This is a genomic window from Streptomyces sp. DSM 118878, assembly GCF_052936595.1.
In genome coordinates, this window is sequence record NZ_CP193622.1 from 1,934,516 (window position 1) to 1,954,652 (window position 20,137).

General features: G+C 71.1%; 18 protein-coding genes. 6 read left to right on the forward strand and 12 right to left on the reverse strand.

The window, feature by feature from the left end; all coding sequences use genetic code 11:
- Positions 1 to 3: 3 nt before the first annotated feature.
- From aroC to ACRAKF_RS08230, 7 genes are all read right to left on the reverse strand, one after another.
- Positions 4 to 1,188 carry a chorismate synthase gene (gene aroC / locus ACRAKF_RS08200; protein ID WP_447036270.1) on the reverse strand — a complete coding sequence of 395 codons (1,185 nt, stop codon included), beginning with the start codon at positions 1,186 to 1,188 and terminating at the stop codon, positions 4 to 6.
- A gap of 151 nt (positions 1,189 to 1,339) precedes the next feature.
- Entirely contained in the window at positions 1,340 to 2,170 is an 831-nt protein-coding gene (locus ACRAKF_RS08205; RefSeq protein ID WP_447036271.1) for a shikimate dehydrogenase, read from the reverse strand.
- Entirely contained in the window at positions 2,167 to 3,990 is a 1,824-nt protein-coding gene (gene mltG / locus ACRAKF_RS08210) for an endolytic transglycosylase MltG (RefSeq protein ID WP_447036272.1), read from the reverse strand. The genes ACRAKF_RS08205 and mltG overlap by 4 nt, the downstream gene beginning before the upstream one ends.
- Before the next feature lie 124 nt (positions 3,991 to 4,114).
- Positions 4,115 to 4,591: a Holliday junction resolvase RuvX gene (gene ruvX, locus ACRAKF_RS08215; RefSeq protein ID WP_447036273.1), complete on the reverse strand. Its 477-nt coding sequence runs from the start codon at positions 4,589 to 4,591 to the stop codon at positions 4,115 to 4,117.
- Positions 4,591 to 7,260 (reverse strand): alanine--tRNA ligase, encoded by a 2,670-nt coding sequence (gene alaS, locus ACRAKF_RS08220; protein ID WP_447036274.1) that lies wholly within the window; start codon positions 7,258 to 7,260, stop codon positions 4,591 to 4,593. Before alaS ends, ruvX begins: the two co-directional genes overlap by 1 nt.
- Positions 7,260 to 7,622, reverse strand: a complete 363-nt coding sequence (locus ACRAKF_RS08225; protein ID WP_447036275.1) for a DUF6167 family protein — start codon at positions 7,620 to 7,622, stop codon at positions 7,260 to 7,262. Before ACRAKF_RS08225 ends, alaS begins: the two co-directional genes overlap by 1 nt.
- 5 nt (positions 7,623 to 7,627) lie before the next feature.
- Complete coding sequence (locus ACRAKF_RS08230) at positions 7,628 to 8,086, reverse strand: DUF948 domain-containing protein (RefSeq protein ID WP_447036276.1); 459 nt, start codon at positions 8,084 to 8,086, stop codon at positions 7,628 to 7,630.
- A 161-nt stretch (positions 8,087 to 8,247) separates the two neighbouring features.
- On the opposite strand from ACRAKF_RS08230, the gene ACRAKF_RS08235 reads away from it, so the two are divergent.
- Positions 8,248 to 10,380 carry an ATP-binding protein gene (locus ACRAKF_RS08235; RefSeq protein WP_447036277.1) on the forward strand — a complete coding sequence of 711 codons (2,133 nt, stop codon included), beginning with the start codon at positions 8,248 to 8,250 and terminating at the stop codon, positions 10,378 to 10,380.
- On the opposite strand, the gene rpsD is transcribed toward ACRAKF_RS08235, so the two are convergent.
- The 3 genes from rpsD to ACRAKF_RS08250 form a co-directional block, all read right to left on the reverse strand.
- The gene (rpsD, locus tag ACRAKF_RS08240) at positions 10,368 to 10,982 is read right to left on the reverse strand and encodes a 30S ribosomal protein S4 (protein ID WP_055543665.1); all 615 of its coding nucleotides are present in this window, start codon (positions 10,980 to 10,982) and stop codon (positions 10,368 to 10,370) included. The genes ACRAKF_RS08235 and rpsD overlap by 13 nt on opposite strands.
- Before the next feature lie 336 nt (positions 10,983 to 11,318).
- Positions 11,319 to 12,677, reverse strand: a complete 1,359-nt coding sequence (locus tag ACRAKF_RS08245; protein ID WP_447036278.1) for a replication-associated recombination protein A — start codon at positions 12,675 to 12,677, stop codon at positions 11,319 to 11,321.
- Between the two features lie 74 nt (positions 12,678 to 12,751).
- On the reverse strand, positions 12,752 to 13,393 hold the full coding sequence (locus ACRAKF_RS08250) for a vitamin K epoxide reductase family protein (RefSeq protein ID WP_447036279.1): 642 nt from the start codon (positions 13,391 to 13,393) through the stop codon (positions 12,752 to 12,754).
- Between the two features lie 136 nt (positions 13,394 to 13,529).
- Between ACRAKF_RS08250 and ACRAKF_RS08255 the strand changes: the two genes are divergently transcribed.
- The 4 genes from ACRAKF_RS08255 to ACRAKF_RS08270 are packed head-to-tail and all read left to right on the forward strand — an operon-like array spanning position 13,530 to position 17,054.
- Complete coding sequence (locus ACRAKF_RS08255; protein WP_447036280.1) at positions 13,530 to 14,396, forward strand: ABC transporter ATP-binding protein; 867 nt, start codon at positions 13,530 to 13,532, stop codon at positions 14,394 to 14,396.
- A complete protein-coding gene (locus ACRAKF_RS08260; protein WP_447036281.1) occupies positions 14,393 to 15,238 on the forward strand; it encodes an ABC transporter permease in 846 nt (281 codons plus the stop codon). The genes ACRAKF_RS08255 and ACRAKF_RS08260 overlap by 4 nt, the downstream gene beginning before the upstream one ends.
- Positions 15,235 to 16,434: a sensor histidine kinase gene (locus ACRAKF_RS08265; RefSeq protein ID WP_447036282.1), complete on the forward strand. Its 1,200-nt coding sequence runs from the start codon at positions 15,235 to 15,237 to the stop codon at positions 16,432 to 16,434. The genes ACRAKF_RS08260 and ACRAKF_RS08265 overlap by 4 nt, the downstream gene beginning before the upstream one ends.
- Positions 16,431 to 17,054 (forward strand): response regulator, encoded by a 624-nt coding sequence (locus tag ACRAKF_RS08270; RefSeq protein WP_447036283.1) that lies wholly within the window; start codon positions 16,431 to 16,433, stop codon positions 17,052 to 17,054. The genes ACRAKF_RS08265 and ACRAKF_RS08270 overlap by 4 nt, the downstream gene beginning before the upstream one ends.
- A gap of 73 nt (positions 17,055 to 17,127) precedes the next feature.
- Here the strand turns inward: ACRAKF_RS08270 and hisS are convergent, their stop codons facing one another.
- Together hisS and ACRAKF_RS08280 are read right to left on the reverse strand one after the other, a co-directional pair.
- A complete protein-coding gene (gene hisS / locus ACRAKF_RS08275; protein ID WP_447036284.1) occupies positions 17,128 to 18,390 on the reverse strand; it encodes a histidine--tRNA ligase in 1,263 nt (420 codons plus the stop codon).
- 12 nt (positions 18,391 to 18,402) lie between these two features.
- Positions 18,403 to 19,116: an MBL fold metallo-hydrolase gene (locus ACRAKF_RS08280; protein ID WP_447036285.1), complete on the reverse strand. Its 714-nt coding sequence runs from the start codon at positions 19,114 to 19,116 to the stop codon at positions 18,403 to 18,405.
- 154 nt (positions 19,117 to 19,270) lie between these two features.
- Between ACRAKF_RS08280 and ACRAKF_RS08285 the strand changes: the two genes are divergently transcribed.
- Positions 19,271 to 20,098 (forward strand): peptidylprolyl isomerase, encoded by an 828-nt coding sequence (locus ACRAKF_RS08285; RefSeq protein ID WP_447036286.1) that lies wholly within the window; start codon positions 19,271 to 19,273, stop codon positions 20,096 to 20,098.
- Positions 20,099 to 20,137: the final 39 nt, after the last annotated feature.

Sequence of the window (20,137 nt, forward strand, 5' to 3'; positions counted from 1 at the left end):
GGGTCACCGGATCTGGAGGTTGTCGAGGTAGGACCGGACGTTGCGCCGGGTCTCCGGAACGCTGTCGCCGCCGAACTTCTCGGCGACGGCGTCGGCGAGGACGAGCGCGACCATGGCCTCGGCGACGATGCCGGCCGCGGGCACGGCGCACACGTCGGAGCGCTGGTGGTGCGCCTTGGTGGCCTCACCGGTCGCCACGTCGACGGTGGCGAGCGCGCGCGGCACGGTCGCGATGGGCTTCATGGCGGCGCGTACGCGGAGCAGCTCACCGGTGGTCAGGCCGCCCTCGGTGCCGCCGGAGCGGCCGGAGGTGCGCCGGATGCCGTCGTCGGTGGAGACGATCTCGTCGTGCGCCTGGGAGCCCGGCACGCGCGCGAGGTCGAAGCCGTCGCCGACCTCGACGCCCTTGATGGCCTGGATGCCCATGAGCGCGGCGGCGAGCCGCGCGTCGAGCCGCCGGTCCCAGTGCACGTGGGAGCCGAGCCCGACCGGCACTCCGTAGGCGAGCACCTCGACGACGCCGCCCAGCGTGTCGCCGTCCTTGTGGGCCTGGTCGATCTCCGCGACCATCGCCTTCGACGCGTCGGCGTCCAGGCAGCGCACCGGGTCGGCGTCGAGCTTGTCGACGTCGGCGGGGGTCGGGTAGACGCCGTAGGGGGCCTTCGCCGCGGCCAGCTCCGTCACATGGCTGACGATCTCGATCCCGGCCGTCTCCTTGAGGTACGAGCGGGCGACCGCGCCGAGCGCGACGCGGGCCGCGGTCTCGCGGGCGGAGGCGCGCTCAAGGATCGGCCGTGCCTCGTCGAAGCCGTACTTCTGCATGCCCGCGAGGTCGGCGTGGCCGGGGCGGGGGCGGGTCAGCGGGGCGTTGCGGGCCAGGTCGGCGAGGACGTCGGGGTCGACCGGGTCGGCCGCCATGACCTGCTCCCACTTGGGCCACTCGGTGTTGCCCACCATGATGGCCACGGGCGAGCCCATGGTCAGACCGTGCCGGACGCCGCCGAGGAAGGTGACCTCGTCGCGCTCGAACTTCATGCGCGCACCGCGTCCATAGCCCAGCCGCCGCCTGGCCAGGTGGTCCGCCACCATCTCCGTGGTGATCGGAACGCCGGCGGGAAGTCCCTCCAGCGTCGCCACAAGTGCGGGTCCGTGGGACTCCCCAGCGGTCAGCCAGCGCAACCTGCTCAACGGTGCTCCTCATGCTCGCGCCTGGAACTGCGGTCTTCGACGGCGAGGCCGGGTGCGCGGCCCTGGCCCGCCATGCCCCGATCCTCCCACGATCCGGTGGCGCGCCAGGCCCCAGGTCCATCAGACGGACGCCCGTCCGCCGGAGGGACGGCTACCGCTCGGCGAGCGCGTGCTCGCCCGCCCCGCGCATGGCGTCGAGCGGCGCGGACGCACAGCCGGTCATCTGCTCGACCTGGAGCACCGCCTGGTGCACGAGCAGGTCGAGGCCGCTGACCACCGCCCCGCCGTACGTCGACCAGCGGGCGGCGAGGGTGGTGGGCCACGGGTCGTACAGCACGTCGAAGAGGGTGGCCGGGCGCTCGGGCACGAGGCCGGACAGCGCGTCCGTCGTGCCCGCCGGGGTCGTGGCGATCACCAGGGGGGCGTTCAGCGCCTCCCGGGCGTCCGCCCAGGCCTCGGTCCTGACCTCCACGTCGAGCCGCTCGCCCCACTGCCGCATCTCCGCGGCCCGCGCGTCGCCGCGCACGTACGCGACGACCTCGCCGGTGCAGATCCGGGCGAGGGCGGCGAGCGCGGAGGACGCCGTGGCGCCCGCGCCGAGGATCGCGGCGGACTCGACCTGCTCGATGCCGTGTTCGCGCAGGGCCGCGACCATGCCGGGGACGTCGGTGTTGTCGCCGATTCTGCGGCCGTCGTCGGTGAACACCACCGTGTTCACGGCCTCGACGGACGCGGCGGTCGCGCTGATCTCGTCGAGCAGCGGAATGACCGCCCGCTTCAACGGCATCGTCAGCGAGAGCCCGGCCCATTCCGGGCCGAGATTCCCGATGAATTCGGGGAGCGCCGCCTCATCGATCTCGAAACGGTCGTACGTCCACTCGCTCAGCCCCAGCTCCTCGTATGCGGCACGGTGCAGCACCGGGGAGAGGGAGTGGGCGATCGGGGAGCCAAGGACGGCGGCTCGACGCTTCTGCGCGCTCATTGCCCCTTCAGGTATTTCTCGCGGTTGCGGTTCTGCTCTTCGTTCGTCTCGGCGAAGAGCGTCTTGTCCTCGCTGACCGAAACGAAGTAGTACCAATCACCCTTGGCGGGATGCAGCGCCGAATTCAGCGCCACTTCGCCCGGGTTGCTGATCGGGCCGGGCGGCAGACCCTTGATCTTGTAGGTGTTGTACGGGTCCTCGATCGTGCGGAGTGCGTCGACCGTGCCGGTGCCGAGCTTGGACTCGCCGCGGAGGTAGTTCACGGTGGAGTCGAAGTCCAACAGGCCGTACGTCTCGGTGTTCGTGGGCTTCAGGCGGTTGTAGACGACCGTCGCGACCTTCTCGAAGTCGTGCTTGTACTTGCCTTCCGCCTGGACCAGGCTCGCCACCGTGAGGACTTGTAGCGGGTTCTCCAGGTCCAGTTCCGCGGCCTTCGACTTGAGGTCGAGTTCCTCGTACTTCTTGTTGGCGTGGGCGACCATCTTGCGGAGGACGTCCGCGGGCTTCTGGCCCTTCGCGACCGGATAGCTGGAGGGGTAGAGGAAGCCTTCCAGCGGGTCCTTGATGTCCTTGTTCGTATTCGCCCAGTCGGGCAGACCGAGGCTCTTGTATTCGTTTTTGGCGACCTTCGCCGTGGTGCCGTCCGCGACCTTCAGACGTTTGTCGATCTGCTGATAGATCGCCTTGTTCCGCGTTCCCTCGGGAATGACGAGGTTGCTGCGGCTCTTGGGACTCAGCATCAGATCCACGGCGCTCGCCGCGGACATGCGTTTCTTGAGCGTGTAGACGCCCGACTGGATCGCCTGGTCCTTGCGCTTGCCCTGCGCCGAGACGAACGCGTCGACGCTCTTGACGACACCGGCCTTCTTCAGCTCCGCGCCGATCTGATAGCCGGTGGAGTTCTCGGGGATGTCGACCGTGACCGCACCCGAGCCGGCGCCCGCGTAGTCGGGCGCCGCGCCGAAACGATCCTGGTAGAACTGGTAGCCGAAGTAGCCGACGCCGGCCAGGCCGCCGCCGAAGACCACGGTGACGACCAGACAGGCACAGCCGCTGCGGCGCTTCTTCGGCTTCTTGCCGCCCCGGCCGCGCCGGTCACCCCGTCCGCCCCCGCGGCCCGGGTCGTCGCCGGATTCGTCGTCGTCCGCAAAGAAGGCGTGTTCGCCCTGGTCGGGCCCCGGGTCCCAGTCCGTGTCCGACCCCGGCTCGGCCTCCACCGGGCGGCGGCGGCCGGGCGGCTCCGGGGGTTCGTACGCATCGGGCGTCGCGTAGTAGTCGGGGTTCTCCTGGGCGTAGTCCGCGGGCCGGCCGCCGTAGGGGTCCATCGGATCGCCCGCGTAGGGCGCCTGCGGCTGCTGTCCGGTGTCATAGCCACCGCCGCCGTAGGGGTCGTGGCCGCCGCCGTACGCGGAGTCGGGTCCTGCGGGGTAACCGGACTCCGAGCCGCCGTTCTGGCCGTGGCTCTGGCCCTGGCCGTGGCCCTGGCTCTGCCCTTGGCCGTGCCCCTGGCCCTGGTCGCCGTACCCCTGGCCGGGCCCGCCCCCGTAACCCTGCGGGCCGCCGTACGACTGGTCGTAGGCGGCCTGCTGCTGACCGGTGTTCCAGTCGCCGCCGTACTGTCCCTGCTGCGGCTGCCCCTGCTGCGGCTGCTGCTGATGCGGCTGCTGATGCTGGTGCGGCTGCTGCGGGTGGTACTGCCCCTGGCCGCCGTAGGTGGACCGGCCGCCCTCGGGCTGCTGTCCTCCCCATCCGCTGTCCCCGTACAAGGGGTCCTCCGGATGCCACGGTTCGGAGCCTGGGCCCCGGCCATACTCAGTCATCGATCCCCTACATGCCGCGAGGCGGGGCCGCCGTCGGGTGGGCCGGGCAACCATTCCGCCTCTTGATGCTGTGCGGCAGCTGTTCGAACACCGCCGCATCGCGCGGAACGTTACCGTATCGCGATCAGATGACCACTTCGACGCCCTCGCCCGGAGCTTTACCTGACGCCCGTTCGGACTCCAGTGCCTGCTGAAGGATGATCACGGCCGCCGCCTGATCGATGACAGACCTGCCCTTTTTGGACTTCACGCCCGAGGCGCGCAGCCCCTGGCTTGCCGTCACTGTGGTCATCCTCTCGTCCACGAGCCTCACCGCGACGGGGGCGACCATGCGGGCGAGGTCCTGGGTGAACGCGCGGACCTTGGCGGCCGCCGGGCCCTCGCCCCCGTTGAGGGAGCGAGGGAGACCGACGACGATCTCGATCGGTTCGTACTCCTCGACGAGCTGCTTCAACCGGCGCTGCGCGGCCGGGACGTCGCGCCCCGGCACCGTCTCGACCGGCGTGGCGAGGATCCCGTCGGGGTCGCACGAGGCGACCCCGATCCGGGCGTCACCGACGTCGACGGCCAGACGCCGGCCCCTGCGCATGGACTCGTGCATCAGGCCGTCTCGGTGACGAGGCGCTCGACGGAGGCGATGGCCTCGCCGATGGCGGCCGGGTTCTGGCCGCCGCCCTGAGCGACGTCCGGCTTGCCGCCGCCACCGCCGCCGAGGGTCTTGGCGGCGGTACGGACCAGGTCGCCGGCCTTGAGGCCGCGCTCACGGGCGGCTTCGTTGGTGGCGATGACCGTGAACGGCTTGCCGTTGGCCGTCGTGAACAGGGCGACCACCGCCGGGCGGTCACCGGGGATGCGCCCGCGCACGTCGAGGACCAGCTTGCGCAGGTCGTCGGCGCCCGTGCCGTCGGGCACCTGACCGGTGACGACGGCGACACCGCGTACGTCCTTGGCGCCCTGGACGAGACCGGCGGCGGCCTGGAGGACCTTCTCCGCGCGGAACTTCTCGATCTCCTTCTCGGCGTCCTTCAACTTGCCGAGCATGGCGGAGATCTTCTCGGGCAGCTCCTCGGAACGGCCCTTGACCAGCTCCTGGAGCTGGGCGACGACCGTGTGCTCCTTGGCGAGGAAGTTGTACGCGTCGACGCCGACCAGGGCCTCGATGCGGCGCACGCCGGAGCCGATGGACGACTCGCCGAGCAGCTTGACCAGGCCGAGCTGGGCGGTGTTGTGCACGTGCGTGCCGCCGCACAGCTCCTTGGAGAAGTCGCCGATGGTGACGACGCGCACGCGCTCGCCGTACTTCTCGCCGAACTCGGCGATGGCGCCCTGCTTCTTGGCGTCGTCGATCGACATGACCTCGGCCTGGACGTCCAGCTCCCGGGAGAGGACCGCGTTGATCTTCTGCTCGACGTCCGTCATCACGGCCGTGGGCACGGCGGACGGCGAGCCGAAGTCGAAGCGGAACCGGCCGGGCTGGTTCTCCGAACCGGCCTGGGCGGCCGTGGGGCCGAGCGCGTCGCGCAGCGCCTGGTGCGTGAGGTGCGTGGCGGAGTGGGCGCGGGCGATGGCACGGCGGCGGTGCGCGTCGATGGAGGCCCACACCGGGGCGCCGACGGTGATCTCGCCGACCTGGACGACGCCCTTGTGGACGTGCACGCCGGGCACCGGCTTCTGCACGTCGCGGATCTCGACGACGGCGCCGCTGTCCAGGCGGATGCGGCCGGTGTCGCCGATCTGGCCGCCGCCCTCGGCGTAGAACGGGGTGCGGTCGAGGACGATCTCGACGTCGTCGCCCTCGGTGGCGGCGGGCGAGGAGACGCCGTTGACCAGGAGGCCGACGATCCGGGCCTCGCTCTCCGTGGCGGAGTAGCCCGTGAAGTCGGTGGCTCCGGCGGTGTCGGCGATCTCGCGGTAGGCGTGCAGGTCCGCGTGGCCGGTCTTCTTGGCCCTGGCGTCGGCCTTGGCGCGGTCCCGCTGCTCCTTCATCAGGCGCCGGAAGCCGTCCTCGTCCACGGAGAGGCCCTGCTCGGCGGCCATCTCCAGGGTGAGGTCGATCGGGAAGCCCCACGTGTCGTGCAGCAGGAACGCCTTGTCGCCGGAGAGCACCTTGCCGCCCGAGGCCTTGGTCTCCGTGACGGCGGTGTCGAGGATGTTGGTGCCGCCCTTGAGGGCCTTGAGGAAGGCGGCCTCTTCGGCGAGCGCGACGGTCTCGATGCGCTTGCTCTCGGCGATGAGCTCCGGGTACTGAAGACCCATCGTGTCGATGACGACGCCGATGAGGTCCTTGATGACGGGGCCGGTGGCGCCGAGCAGGCGCATGTTGCGGATGGCGCGGCGCATGATGCGGCGCAGGACGTACCCGCGGCCCTCGTTGCCCGGCGTGACACCGTCGCCGATGAGCATGGCGGACGTACGGATGTGGTCCGCGACGACGCGCAGGGAGACGTCCGAGCCCGCGTCGGCGCCGTAGCGCACGCCGCTCAGCTCGGTGGCCTTGTCCATGACGACGCGCAGGGTGTCCGTCTCGTACATGTTCCGCACGCCCTGGAGGATCATGGCGAGGCGTTCGAGACCGAGGCCCGTGTCGATGTTCTTCGAGGGGAGCTCGCCGAGGATCGGGAAGTCCTCCTTGCCGTCGCCGGCGCCGCGCTCGAACTGCATGAAGACCAGGTTCCAGATCTCCACGTAGCGCTCGTCGTTGACGGCGGGGCCGCCCTCCGCGCCGAACTCGGGGCCGCGGTCGTAGTTGATCTCCGAGCACGGGCCGCAGGGTCCGGGGACGCCCATGGACCAGAAGTTGTCCTTCTTGCCCAGGCGCTGGATGCGCTCCTTGGGCACGCCGACCACCTCGTGCCAGATTCGCTCGGCCTCGTCGTCGTCGAGGTAGACGGTGATCCAGAGCTTCTCCGGGTCCAGGCCGAAGCCGCCGTCGGCCACGGAGCCGGTGAGCAGCTCCCAGGCCAGCTTGATGGCGCCTTCCTTGAAGTAGTCGCCGAAGGAGAAGTTGCCGCACATCTGGAAGAACGTGCCGTGGCGCGTGGTCTTGCCGACCTCTTCGATGTCGGGCGTACGGACACACTTCTGCACGCTGGTGACGCGCGGTCCGGGCGGCTTGACCTCACCGAGGAAGTAGGGCTTGAAGGGCACCATGCCGGCGGGGACGAGCAGCAGAGTCGGGTCGTCCGCGATGAGCGACGCCGAAGGGACGACGGTGTGCCCGCGCTCCTCGAAGAAGCTCAGCCAGCGGCGGCGGATTTCAGCCGACTCCATCAGTGGTCCTCATTCCGGTTGTACGAGTACGTCGTGTTCTCGAGGTACTTCGTCTTTTTGTCGTTGCTGCTGTCGTGCTTGGCGGGGCTGCGGTTCTCGATGACCGCGAAGCGGCGCGCGGGGACGGCGTCGGGGTGGGCGTTCAGGCCGAGGACCTCGCCCAGCTCGGCCTCTCGCTCGGCCATGCCGTCGCGGACGTCGAGCGCGAAGTCCTTGAGCTTGTGGCCCGCCTCGATCGCCTTGTTCGCGGCCTGCGCGGCCAGGCTCTCGGGCGTCAGCTTCTTGAGCTTGCGGTTGACCTTGGTGGTGGCCCACACACCGGCGGCTGCGCCCGCGGTGAACCAGAACGTACGGCGGAACATCGGTGTCAGTCCCTCTTATTCCGGTTGTCCCGCTTCTTCTGGCGCGCGGACGGCACCGTGCGGCCCACGATCACCGTACGACGGGACGGCTTGGCGGGCACTTCCCCTGTTTCAGGTCCTGCCTTGCGGCTGACGGCCCGGCGTACGCCGTAACCGAACGCGGCCACCTTGACGAGCGGGCCGCCGAAGGTGGAGGCGACCGTCGTGGACAGTGCCGACGCGTTCGACGTGACCTCCTGGACGTCGGAGGCGATGGCGTCGACGCGGTCGATCTGGGTCTGCGCCGAGCGCACCGCGGTGGAGGCGTCCGCCAGCAGGGGCACCGCCTGCTCGGTCACGTCCGCGACGAGTTTGGTGGTCGCCCTGAGCGTCTGGGCCAGCCTCGCGAGTGCCACCGCGAGGAAGGAGACCAGGATCGCCCAGAAGACGGCCACCAAGATCCCGGCAACCTCTCCACCGGACACTTGGCACCGCTCCTTGAGACATCGTCCCTGAACATCGAAAAGTCGTTTCCCGAGCCTATCGCGCCGGGGCCGCCGCTCCCTACCGCCCGGCCTCCCGGCGCCGCGGGAGACGGCCGAAGCGATTGTACGGACCGCATGCGGATGAGTACGCTCCGTACCCCATGTCCTTACTTCGCCCCGGCAATCTGCCCCTGGAGCTCAACGCCTTCGTCGGCCGCACGCGTGAACTGGCCGAGCTGACCGCCGCGTTGAGGACCGCGCGGCTCGTCACCGTGACCGGCGTCGGCGGGGTCGGCAAGTCGCGGCTCGCCGTTCGGGCCGCGGCCGAGAGCCCTCCGCGCGACGGCGCCTGGCTGGTGGATCTCGCGGCGCTGCGGGACGCGGACCTCGTGGAGCACGCCATCGCCGAGGCCCTGCGACTCACCGACCACACCAGCAGGCCGCCGGTCGAGGGGCTGCGGGAACACCTCGCCGAGCGGGAGCTGCTCCTCGTGCTCGACGGGTTCGAGCACCTCGTCGAGGCGTGCGCCCCGCTGGTGCGTGACCTTCTCGTGCACTCCCCCGGGCTCCGTGTCCTCGCCGTGGGGCGCAGGCCCCTGGAGACCGCGGGCGAACGGCTCCTCGACGTCGCGCCGATGCCCGAGGAGGAGGCCGCCGAGCTCTTCGCCGACCGGGCGGCGGCCGGCCTCTCCCGCTTCACCCTGGACGACGGCAACCGCGAGGACGTCCTGGAGCTCTGCCGACGCCTGGACGGCATCCCGCTCGCCGTGGAGCTGGCGGCGGGCAGGCTGCGGGCGCTCTCCCCCGCCCAGCTCCTGGCCCGGCTCGACGACCGGTTCCGGCTGCTGACCGGCGCCCGCCGTGACGTGCCGCGGCGCCACCGCACGCTGCGCACGGCCATCGGCTGGAGCCATGAGCTGTGCTCGCCCCGGGAGCGGCTGCTGTGGTCGCGGCTCTCGGTGTTCGCCGGGCAGTTCGACCTGGAGGCCGTCGAGTACATCTGCGCCGGGGACGGACTGGCCGCCGAGGACGTCCTCGGCGTACTCGACGAGCTGCTCGCGCAGTCCGTCGTGACCCGCGAGGAGGGTGCCGCGGGCGTCCGTTACCGGATGCTCGACACGGTCAGGGCGTACGGTCTCGACTGGCTGGAGGCGGCGGGCGAGGCCGCACGGCTGCGGCGCAGGCACCGCGACTGGTACACGGGGCTCGCCACGTGGTGCGAGCTGGACTGGTTCTCGCCGCGCCAGGCCGCGGTCGCCGAGCTGGTCGAGATGGAGCTGCCCCATCTGCGGGCCGCCCTGGAGTTCTGCCTGACCGAGCGCGACGAGGCGCACCTGGGGCAGTACCTCGCGGGCACGCTGTGGTTCTACTGGGTCGGCTGCGGCCGGCTCGCGGAGGGCAGGCACTGGCTCGACCGCGCCCTCGAACTCGACGGCGGCCACGAGGACACGCGGCTCAAGGCGCTGTGGGTGCTCGGCTACGTGGCGGTGCTCCAGGGCGACACGACCGCCGCCCTGGCCGCGCTGCACGAGTGCCGTGAGGGCGCGGAGCTGTCGGGCAGCGCGGTCGCCGCGGCGTACGCGGAGCACCGCATCGGCTGCCTCGCCCTGGTCACCGACGACATCCCGCGCGCCGAGACGCTGCTGCGCTCGGCGCTCGACCGCTACCAGGAGATCGGCGAGCTCAACAGCAACGTCCTGATGAGTCAGGTCGAGCTCGCCATGGCCCTGCTGTTCCGGGGCGAGCTGGGGGTGGCGGTGGAGCTGTGCGAGGACGTGCGCCGGATCTGCGAGGACCACGGCGAGCGCTGGACCCTCGCGTACGCCCTGTACGTCCTCGGGTACGCGGCCTGGACGCGCGGCGAGACGGCGACGGCGCGTGAGCTGCTCACCGAGTCACTGGACCTGGGCCACCGCTTCCACGACCTGCTCGGCACGGTCCTGTCCATCGAGCTGATCGCGCTGTTCACCGCGGCGGCGGGCGACGCGGCGGAGGCGGCGGTGCTCCAGGGCGCCGCGTCCCGCATCTGGCCCTCGGTGGGGCTGCCGCTGTTCGGCTCGGGCAACTTCGGCGGGCCGCACGCGGTCTGCGAGGAGCAGGTCCGCGAGGCGCTCGGCGACGCGCGGTACGAGGAGTGCGTGGGCACGGGCGCGGGGCTCGACCTCGACGCGGCGGTGGCGCGGGCGCTGCGCGCCGGGTCCGGATACGAGCAAACCCGCCGCCTGCCCCGCCGGGAAGGGCGGGGAGACGACGGGCTGAAGCAGGGTGAGCTACGTCCGGGTCAGCGGGCGTAGTACTCGACGACGAGCTGCTCGTCGCAGATCACGGGGATCTCCTTGCGGTTCGGGTCGCGGTCCAGGCGGAAGGCCAGGGCCTTCAGGTTCACCTGGAGGTAGCGCGGGGTCTCGCCGTCGGGGGCGAAGCCACCCTCGCGCGCGACCTGGAACAGCGGCTTCTCGCGGCTGCGCTCGCGGACCATCACGACGTCGTCGGGACGGACGCGGAACGACGGCTTGTCGACCTTGCCGCCGTTGACCTCGATGTGGCCGTGCACGACCATCTGGCGGGCCTGGTAGATCGTGCGGGCGATGCCCGAACGCAGGACCAGGGCGTCGAGACGACGCTCCAGCTCGATGACCAGGGCCTCACCGGTCTTGAGCTGCGTCTTGGACGCGCGCTCGTAGGCACGGACGAGCTGACGCTCGGAGAGGTCGTACTGCGCGCGCAGCCGCTGCTTCTCCAGCAGACGGACCTTGTAGTCCGAGTTCTGCTTGCGCCCACGGCCGTGCTCGCCCGGCGGGTAGGGGCGGGCCTCGAAGTACTTGACGGCCTTCGGGGTCAGCGCGATGCCGAGGGCACGCGACTTCTTGACCTTGGGGCGGGACTGGTTCGGCATGAACCAACCTCTCTGTTCATTGTGAAATCGGCTTCACCAGTGGTTAGGGGAGGTCGCATCCGCAGCCTGGGAAACCTCACGAGCCATGGGCTCACGAGGCAGCCGCTCCCTGGTCTGGGCACTATGTGCAGTACGCGAGTGGCCCACCGACCGATTCCCGGAGTACGAGATGGTGGTGGGCTGCCCGCGACACCTTCGACGGTGCGCGACGCTCCTGGATCCCCTTGCCTCGCGGCGCCGGGGTTCCGGCTGGGTGTCCCGCTCTGGTGGTGCCGGTACAAGACCGGGCACGGGACTCAGCACTGGCGACAAGTGTACCGGGTGCGGCGAGGTGCCTCAGACCTCGGGCTGCTCGCCCTTCAGCCGGGCGCGCACACGCTCGACCACGTCGGCATAGCGCGCCTCGGCGCCGTACCTGGTGGGCTGGTAGTACCGCTTGCCCTCGATGGTGTCCGGGGCGTACTGCTGGGCGGCGATGCCGCCGGGGACGTCGTGCGGGTACACGTACCCCTGCGCGTGGCCGAGCTTGGCCGCGCCCTTGTAGTGACCGTCGCGCAGGTGGGGCGGGACGGGGCCGGCGAGGCCCCCGCGGACGTCGGCCTGGGCCTGCTGGATGGCGATCGTCGCGGCGTTCGACTTCGGGGCCAGGGCGAGGGCGATCGTGGCGTGGCTGAGCGTGAGCGCGGCCTCCGGGAAGCCGATCATGGCGACGGCCTGCGCGGCGGCGACGGCCGTCGGCAGGGCCGTCGGGTCGGCGAGGCCGATGTCCTCGCTCGCGGAGATCATCAGGCGCCGGGCGATGAAGCGGGGGTCCTCGCCCGCCTCGATCATGCGGGCCAGATAGTGCAGGGCCGCGTCGACGTCGGAGCCGCGGATGGACTTGATGAGGGCGCTGGCGACGTCGTAGTGCTGGTCGCCGTCCCTGTCGTACGTCACGGCGGCCCGGTCGACGGACTCCTCCAGCGTCTGGAGGGTGATCTCCTTCTCGCCCTTGGCGAGGGCCGAGCCCGCCCCGGCCTCCAGGGCGGTGAGCGCGCGCCGGGCGTCGCCGCCCGCGATCCGCAGCAGGTGCGCCTCGGCCTCGTCGGGCAGCCCGACCGCGCCGCCGAGGCCCCTCTCGTCGGTGAGCGCCCGGCGCAGCAGGGCGCTCAGGTCGTCGTCGGTGAGCGGTTCGAGGGTGAGCAGCAGGGAGCGGGAGAGGAGCGGGGAGATGATCGAGAAGTACGGGTTCTCGGTGGTCGCCGCGATGAGCGTCACCCAGCGGTTCTCGACGGCGGGGAGCAGGGAGTCCTGCTGGGCCTTGCTGAAGCGGTGGATCTCGTCGAGGAAGAGGACGGTCTCCTTGCCGTGGCCGCCCATCGCCCTGCGGGCGCCGTCGATGACCGCGCGCACTTCCTTCACGCCCGCGGTGATCGCGGAGAGCTCCACGAAGCGCTTGTTCGTCGCCTTGGAGACCACGTAGGCAAGGGTCGTCTTGCCGATGCCCGGCGGGCCCCACAGGAACACCGACGACGGTCCTGCGGGTCCGCCGCCGTCGCCGACGAGGCGGCGCAGGGGCGAGCCCGGCTTGAGCAGATGCTGCTGGCCGACGACTTCGTCGAGGGTGCGCGGGCGCATCCGGACGGCCAGGGGGCTGCTGGACGGATCCTTTTCCTGGCGGTCTTCGGCTGCGGCGGTGAACAGGTCGGGCTCCACGTCCAGAACCCTATGTCACGCCACTGACAATCCCGCCGGGCGGCCGGGGCGGCCGCCCGGGGCCGGGCCGCCGCTCAGGCCCAGAGGTCGGCGCCCCAGCGGGTGAGGATCAGCATGGCGATGACGCCGATGTGCATCACCGGCAGCGCCCAGGTGAAGTCCTCCAGGAAGCCCTTGGCCCAGCGGGGCGCGGGCAGGAAGCCGTGGCGGATGTTGAAGGACGTGACGTACCAGAAGATCAGGAGCGTGACGACCCAGGCCAGGCAGCACCAGAGGCAGAGCGCGTTGATGTGGTAGAGCGACTGGATCATCAGCCAGGTGCAGAACCCGACGCCGAAGAGCGCGCCCGCGTTGAACGTCAGCCAGTACCAGCGCGGGAAGCGGGCCCCCGCCAGCAGGCTCATGCCGACGCCGACCACGATGCCGTAGGTGACGAGGCCCAGCATCGGGTTCGGGAACCCGAAGACCTCCGCCTGCTCGCTCTTCATGATGCTGCCGCAGGCGACCACGGGGTTGATGCTGCAGCCCGGCTGGAAGTTCGGGTCCTTGAGGAGCTCGAACTTGTCGAGGGTGATGATCCAGGAGGCGAGCAGCCCGCCGACGCCCGTGATCACCAGGAGCAGGGCGAGCGCGCTGCTCCCGCCGACACTCCTCGAAGCGGCCACCCGCTCCTCACGGTCCGGGGCGTCGTCCTTCGCTGACATCGTTTTGCTCATCACGCCGTTCCGTCGCTTGTCGTGGCCGCGGGCAGGGACATTGTGCCGTACGCGCCTGTGTGTCCACCGGTCGATGGACACAAGGGGGTACGCACGGGGGTCCCGGGGCGTCCGGTCCGGCGGAATGCTCGACGTCATGACAGCACACACGGGCGAACTCGCGGTGGACGTACGGGGACTGCGCAAGCGGTACGGCGAGGTCACCGCGGTCGACGGCGTCGATCTGGCGATCCGCCCCGGCGAGGTCTTCGGCATCCTCGGCCCCAACGGGGCGGGCAAGAGCACCACCGTGGAGATCCTCCAGGGCAACCGGGCCCGGGACGGCGGCGACGTCCGCGTGCTCGGCGCCGACCCCGGCTCGGCGGGGCGGGCCTGGCGCTCGCGCGTGGGCATCGTGTGGCAGGACGAGTCGGCGCCCGCCGAACTGACCGTCCGGGAGACGGTGCGGCACTTCGCGCGCTACTACCCGCGCCCGCGCGACCCCGATGAGGTGATCGCGCTGGTGGGTCTCCGGGAGAAGGCGGCGAGCCGCGTCAAGGCGCTGTCCGGCGGTCAGCGACGCAGGCTCGACGTGGCGCTGGGCGTGATCGGCGGCCCCGAGCTGCTGCTCCTAGACGAGCCGACGACGGGCTTCGACCCGGCCGCGCGGCGGCGATTCTGGGATCTCATCGGGGCGCTGGCGCACGAGGGCACCACCATCGTGCTCACCACGCACTACCTGGAGGAGGCCGAAGCCCTCGCCGGCCGCCTCGCCGTGATCGCGGAGGGCCGGGTGGTCGCCGAGGGCGAGCCCGCCGCCCTGCGCCGCCGGTACGGCACCGGGGCCACCGTCGGGTGGACCGGGCCGGACGGCACACCGCGCGAGGAGCACACCACGACCCCGGCCCGCACCGTCGCCGAGCTCTCCCGCCGCTTCGACGGCGAGGTCCCCGACCTGCGGATCGAACGGCCCACGCTGGAGGACGTCTACCTCCGGCTGACCGGACAGGAGGGCACGCGATGACCACCGTCACCGGCGAACGGACCGCGAGCGGGGGCGCCGCACGGCTGCCCGGCGCCTGGGGGCTCGGGCTGCATCAGGGCGGTCTTGAGCTGAAGCAGTTCTTCCGGCTGCGCGAGCAGGTGGTCTTCACCTTCGCCTTCCCTGTCGTCTTCCTCTTCCTCTTCGCGTCGATCTTCCGTGACGACGTGACGGGCGCGGGCATCACCGCCTCACAGCTGTACGTGCCCGCGATGATGGCCGCGGGCATCATGTCGATCAGCTTCCAGTCGCTCGGCATCTCCATCGCGATCGAGCGGGACGAGAAGGTGCTGCGCCGGCTCAGCGGGACGCCGATGCCCCCGGCCGCGTACTTCCTCGGCAAGATCTGGCTCGTCCTGGTCACGGGGGTGCTGGAGACGGTGCTCCTGCTGCTCGTCGGCGTCTGGTTCTTCGGGGTGGAGCCGCCCACGCGCGCGTGGGACTGGTTCACGTTCGGCTGGATCTTCGTCCTGGGGCTCACCGGCTGCGCGCTGCTCGGCATCGCCGTCAGCGGCGTCCCGAGGTCGGGACGGAGCGCGACCTCCGTGGTCGTACTTCCGTTCCTGGTGCTCCAGTTCATCTCCGGGGTGTACATCGCCGTCGACACCATTCCGGGCTGGATGCTGGACATCAGCGCGCTCTTCCCGCTGAAGTGGATGTGCCAGGGACTGCGCGGCGTCTTCCTGCCGGAGTCGGCGAGCGTCCTGGAACAGACGGGAAGCTGGGAGTACGGCAGGACGGCCCTGGTGCTCGGCGCCTGGTGCGTCGGAGGATTGGCGCTATGTCTGCTGACCTTCCGGTGGAAGAACCGGCGCGACGGATGAGCGAGCCGGCGGGCGCCGCCGCGTCCGACGTCTGGAATCGGACCTTCCGGCTCTGGGACTCGTACTTCGCCGTGGTCTGGCTGGCCACCCTGGTCTTCGTCCTCGGCACGGCCCACCCGGGGTGGTCCGTGCGGATCGCGGCCGCCGCGCTGCTCGCGCTCCTCGTCCCCTGGTACGTCGTCGTCGGGCGTCCGGTGCTGATGTGCGAGGGCGCCGACGAACACCGGGCGCTCGTCTACGTCGCGGGTTCCGTCCTGCTGTTCCTGCCGCCCGGCGTCATGGTCGGCCAGACCCGTCTGATGACGTTCGCGATCATCCCCATGTGCTTCATCGCGCTGCGGCTGCGTGCCGCGCTGGTCGCGGTCGTCGTCGTCAACGTCGCCCCCGTGGCCGGCTGGGCGGTGCTGTGGCGGCCCTCGGCCCAGGACGTCTTCTACAACTCCGTCTTCGCCCTGGTGACCCTGGTCTTCTCGGTGGCCGTGGGGAGCTGGACGGTCCGGCTCATCGAGCAGAGCATGGAGAGAGCCGAGCTCATCGCCCGGCTTGAGGCAAGCCGCGAGGAAATCACCCGGCTCTCCTCCGAGCGCGGCGCCCTCGCCGAGCGGGAGCGGCTGTCCCGCGAGATCCACGACACCCTCGCACAGGGCTTCACCAGCGTCCTGATGCTCGCCCAGGCCGTCGGCGCCGAGCTGGACCGTGACGTGCCGGCGGCCCGGCGTCACCTGGAGCTGATGGAGGCCACGGCCCGGCAGAACCTCGCCGAGGCACGGGCCCTGGTCTCCGGCGGGGCCCCCGCCGATCTGACCGGCGGCGGTCCGCTGCCGGACGCCCTGCGCCGCCTCTCGGCCCGCCATGACGCCACGCTGACCGTCACGGGCGACGTACGGCCGCTGCCGCCCGGCCTCGACGTGGTCGCCCTGCGCTCCTGCCAGGAGGCCCTGGCCAACGTCCGCAGACACGCGGGCCCCGGCGCGTCGGCCGGCGTCGCGCTCACGTACACCCGGACCTCGCTCAGCCTCCAGGTCCGCGACAATGGCCGCGGCTTGGACCCCGGCGTGCCCCTGCCGGGCTACGGCCTGCGCGGGATGCGGTCGCGTGCGACGGAGGTCGGGGGCACGGCGGAGGTCACCGGCCGCCCCGGCGAGGGCACCACCGTGACGGTCGTCCTGCCGGCCCCCGAGAGGAGTTCCCCGTGATCCGCGTCGTACTGGCCGACGACCATCCCGTCGTACGCGAGGGCCTGCGCGCCATGCTGAGCGCCGAGCCGGACGTGGAGGTGGTCGCGGAGGCGTCGAGCGGCCCCCGAGCGGAGGCGCTCGCGGCCGAACTGCGGCCCGACATCGTCCTGATGGACCTGCGGATGCCCGGCGGCGGCGGTGCCGACTCCATCGAGCGGATGGCGGCGGCCGGGCTCACCTGCCGGGTCATCGTCCTCACGACGTACGAGACGGACGGCGACATCCTGCGGGCCGTGGAGGCGGGCGCGGCGGGCTACCTGCTGAAGGACCTGGCCCGCGGGGAGCTCGCCGACGCGGTGCGGGCGGCGGCCCGCGGCGAGACCGTCCTCGCCCCCTCGGTGGCCGCCCGCCTGGTCGACCGGCTGCGGACCAGGCCCGAGCGGCCACGGCTGTCGGAGCGGGAGACGGCGGTGCTGCGGCTGGTCGCCGAGGGGTGCACGAACGCGGAGGTCGGGCGTCGTCTGTTCGTCGCCGAGTCGACGGTGAAGACGCATCTGCTGAGGGCCTTCGGGAAGCTGGGCGTGGACGACCGGACGGCGGCGGTCACCCACGCGCTGCGGCTCGGGCTGCTGGACTGAGCGGTGCCGGAGAGGGCGAAGGGGAAGGGGGCGAAGGGGCGAGGGCTGCCCCTCGCCCCCCACGAGCCGGTCGCTAGGCCAGCTTCCCCTTGAGCAGTTCCACGATCTCCCCCACCGCGACAGCGCTCTGCTCGCCGGACTCCATGTCCTTGAGCTGTACGACGTCCTCCGCCAGATCACGCTCACCGGCCACGAGCGCATACCGCGCGCCGGAGCGGTTGGCCGCCTTCATCGCCGCCTTCAGCCCCTTCCCGCCGTACGCGAAGTCGGCCGCGACGCCCGCCTTGCGCAGCTCCGTCACCTTGGCGAAGAGGACCCGGCGGGCCTCGTCGCCGAGCGGGACCGCGAAGACGCTGGTGGACGCGGGGAGTTCGAGGTCGACGCCCTCCGCCTCCAGGGCGAGGACCGTGCGGTCCACGCCGAGCGCCCAGCCGACCGAGGGCAGCGAGGGGCCGCCGATCATCTCGGACAGGCCGTCGTAGCGGCCGCCGCCGCCGACCGCGGACTGCGAGCCGAGGCCGTCGTGGACGAACTCGAACGTCGTGCGGGTGTAGTAGTCCAGGCCGCGGACCAGCTTCTCGTCGTCCTCGAAGGCGACGCCCGCCGCGGTGATCAGTTCACGTACCTGCTCGTGGTACGCCTTGCACGCCTCGCACAGGGAGTCGCGCAGCGACGGGGCGCCCACGAGCTGCTTCTGGACCTCGGCGCGCTTGTCGTCCAGGACGCGGAGCGGGTTGATGTCGACACGTCGACGTGTCTCCTCGTCCAGGTCGAGGCCGCGCAGGAAGTCCTGGAGCGCGGCCCGGTAGACGGGACGGCACTCCTTGTCGCCGAGGGAGTTGAGCAGGATGCGGAAGTTCCGCAGGCCGAGCGCGCGGTACGCCTGGTCGGCCAGGATGATCAGCTCGGCGTCGATCGCCGGGTCCTCGGCGCCGACCGCCTCGGCACCCACCTGCGAGAAGTGGCGGTAGCGGCCCTTCTGGGGGCGCTCGTAGCGGTAGTACGAGCCCGAGTACCAGAGCTTGACCGGGAGGTTGCCCGCCTTGTGGAGGTTGCCCTCCAGGGCGGCGCGCAGCACGGAGGCGGTGCCTTCGGGGCGCAGGGCGAGCTCGTCGCCGCCCTTGGTCGTGAAGGCGTACATCTCCTTGGTGACGATGTCGGTGGACTCACCGACACCGCGCGCGAACAGCTCGACGTTCTCGAACCCGGGCGTCTCGATGTAGCCGTAGCCGGAGTTGCGCAGCGGTGCGGCGATCGCCTCGCGGACCGCGAGGAACTTCGCGGAGTCCGGGGGGAGCAGGTCGTAGGTGCCCTTGGGGGCCTTGAAGGTGCTCACGGAATTCTCTCGTCACATTCCTCGTCGCGGGGCGGACGTCTCGTCCGCGCCCAGGCCGGCGGCCACCTGCCGCAGATACGGGTTGGTGGCGCGCTCCTGGCCGATGGATGTCTGGGGGCCGTGGCCGGACAGCACGACCGTCGAGTCGTCGAGCGGCAGGCACACGCGTGCCAGCGACTCGAGGATCTCGGCGTGGCTGCCGCCGGGCAGGTCGGTGCGTCCGATGGAGCCGGCGAAGAGCAGGTCGCCCGAGAAGAAGACCGAGGGGATCTCCTGCGTCTCGGGCATCCGGAAGGTCACCGACCCCTTCGTATGGCCCGGCGCGTGCGCGACGGAGAAGTCGAGTCCCGCCAGCTTCAGCCCCGCGCCGTCGGACAGCTCCCGCACGTCGTCGGGCTCCCCCACCGTCAGCTCGCCCATGAGCGGCATCCCGATGGAGCGGCCGAGGGCCTTCTCGGGGTCGCTCATCATGTACCGGTCGCTGGGGTGGATCCACGCGGGTACGTCGTGCGCTCCGCAGACCGGGACGACCGAGGCGACGTGGTCGATGTGGCCGTGGCTGAGGATGACCGCGACGGGCTTGAGCCGATGCTTCTCGAGTGCGTCCTCGACTCCCTGGGCGGCCTGGTGGCCCGGGTCGATGATCACGCACTCCTCACCGGCGGCGGGGGCGACCACGTAGCAGTTGGTCCCCCAGGCCCCGGCGGGGAACCCGGCAATGAGCACGATCGTCCTTCATTCGTCGTCCGGTGGCAGGGACCGCGGCCCCCCGGCGGAGGATCACGGCAGATCAGAGCCTACCGGCGCTGCCGATTCCACAGGTAACCCATATACGGTACGGGCACACTCAGGCGGTCACCAGAAAAGGGGAGAGAACCCGGTGGTCAGCAACGATCAGCGGCGGCGGCAGCTCGCCCGCGAGAAGTTCGAGCGTCAACAGCAGCGGCGGGAATCCGCCCGGCGCAGGGCGCGCATGCGCAACGCGGTGATCGCGTCGGCGCTCGCGGTGGTGCTGGCGGGGGGCGCGGTGTCGTATGTGGCGGGCGCCTTCGACGGCGACGGCGGGACGAAGGACGACGAGGCCGCCGCGCAGCCGACCAGCACGCCGAAGGACCCGTGCGAGAAGCCGGCGCCCGGCAAGGTGAAGCCGCTCGACTTCGACAAGGAGCCGGCGCTCACCGTCGACAAGTCGGCGGACTACACGATGACCCTGAAGACGACGTGCGGCGACATCGGCCTGGACCTGTCGGCGGCGAAGGCGCCGCACACGGTGAACTCGTTCAATTTCCTGGTGAACAAGGGCTACCTCGACCACACCGCGTGCCACCGCCTCACCACGGGCGGCATCTACGTCCTTCAGTGCGGCGACCCGAAGGGCACCGGCAAGGGCGGCCCCGGCTACTCCATCCCGGACGAGAACCTCAAGGACAAGCGCCTGAAGGGGAACGTGTATCCGGCGGGCACGGTCGCCATGGCGAACCAGTACAACGCCCAGACGAAGAAGGGCCGCGACTCCGGCGGAAGCCAGTTCTTCCTCGTCTACCAGGACAGTCAGCTCCCGCCCCATTACACACCGTTCGGGACCATTTCCGATTCCGGGATGAAGGTGCTCAAGAAGATCGCCGACGCCGGGGAGAGCACCGGGCAGGGCGACGGCAGCCCGAACGCGACCGTGGTCATCGACAAGGCGACCGTCACCAGATCATGAGGGCCGCCGGGCAACTTCGGTCGTGCGGGATGCGGACAG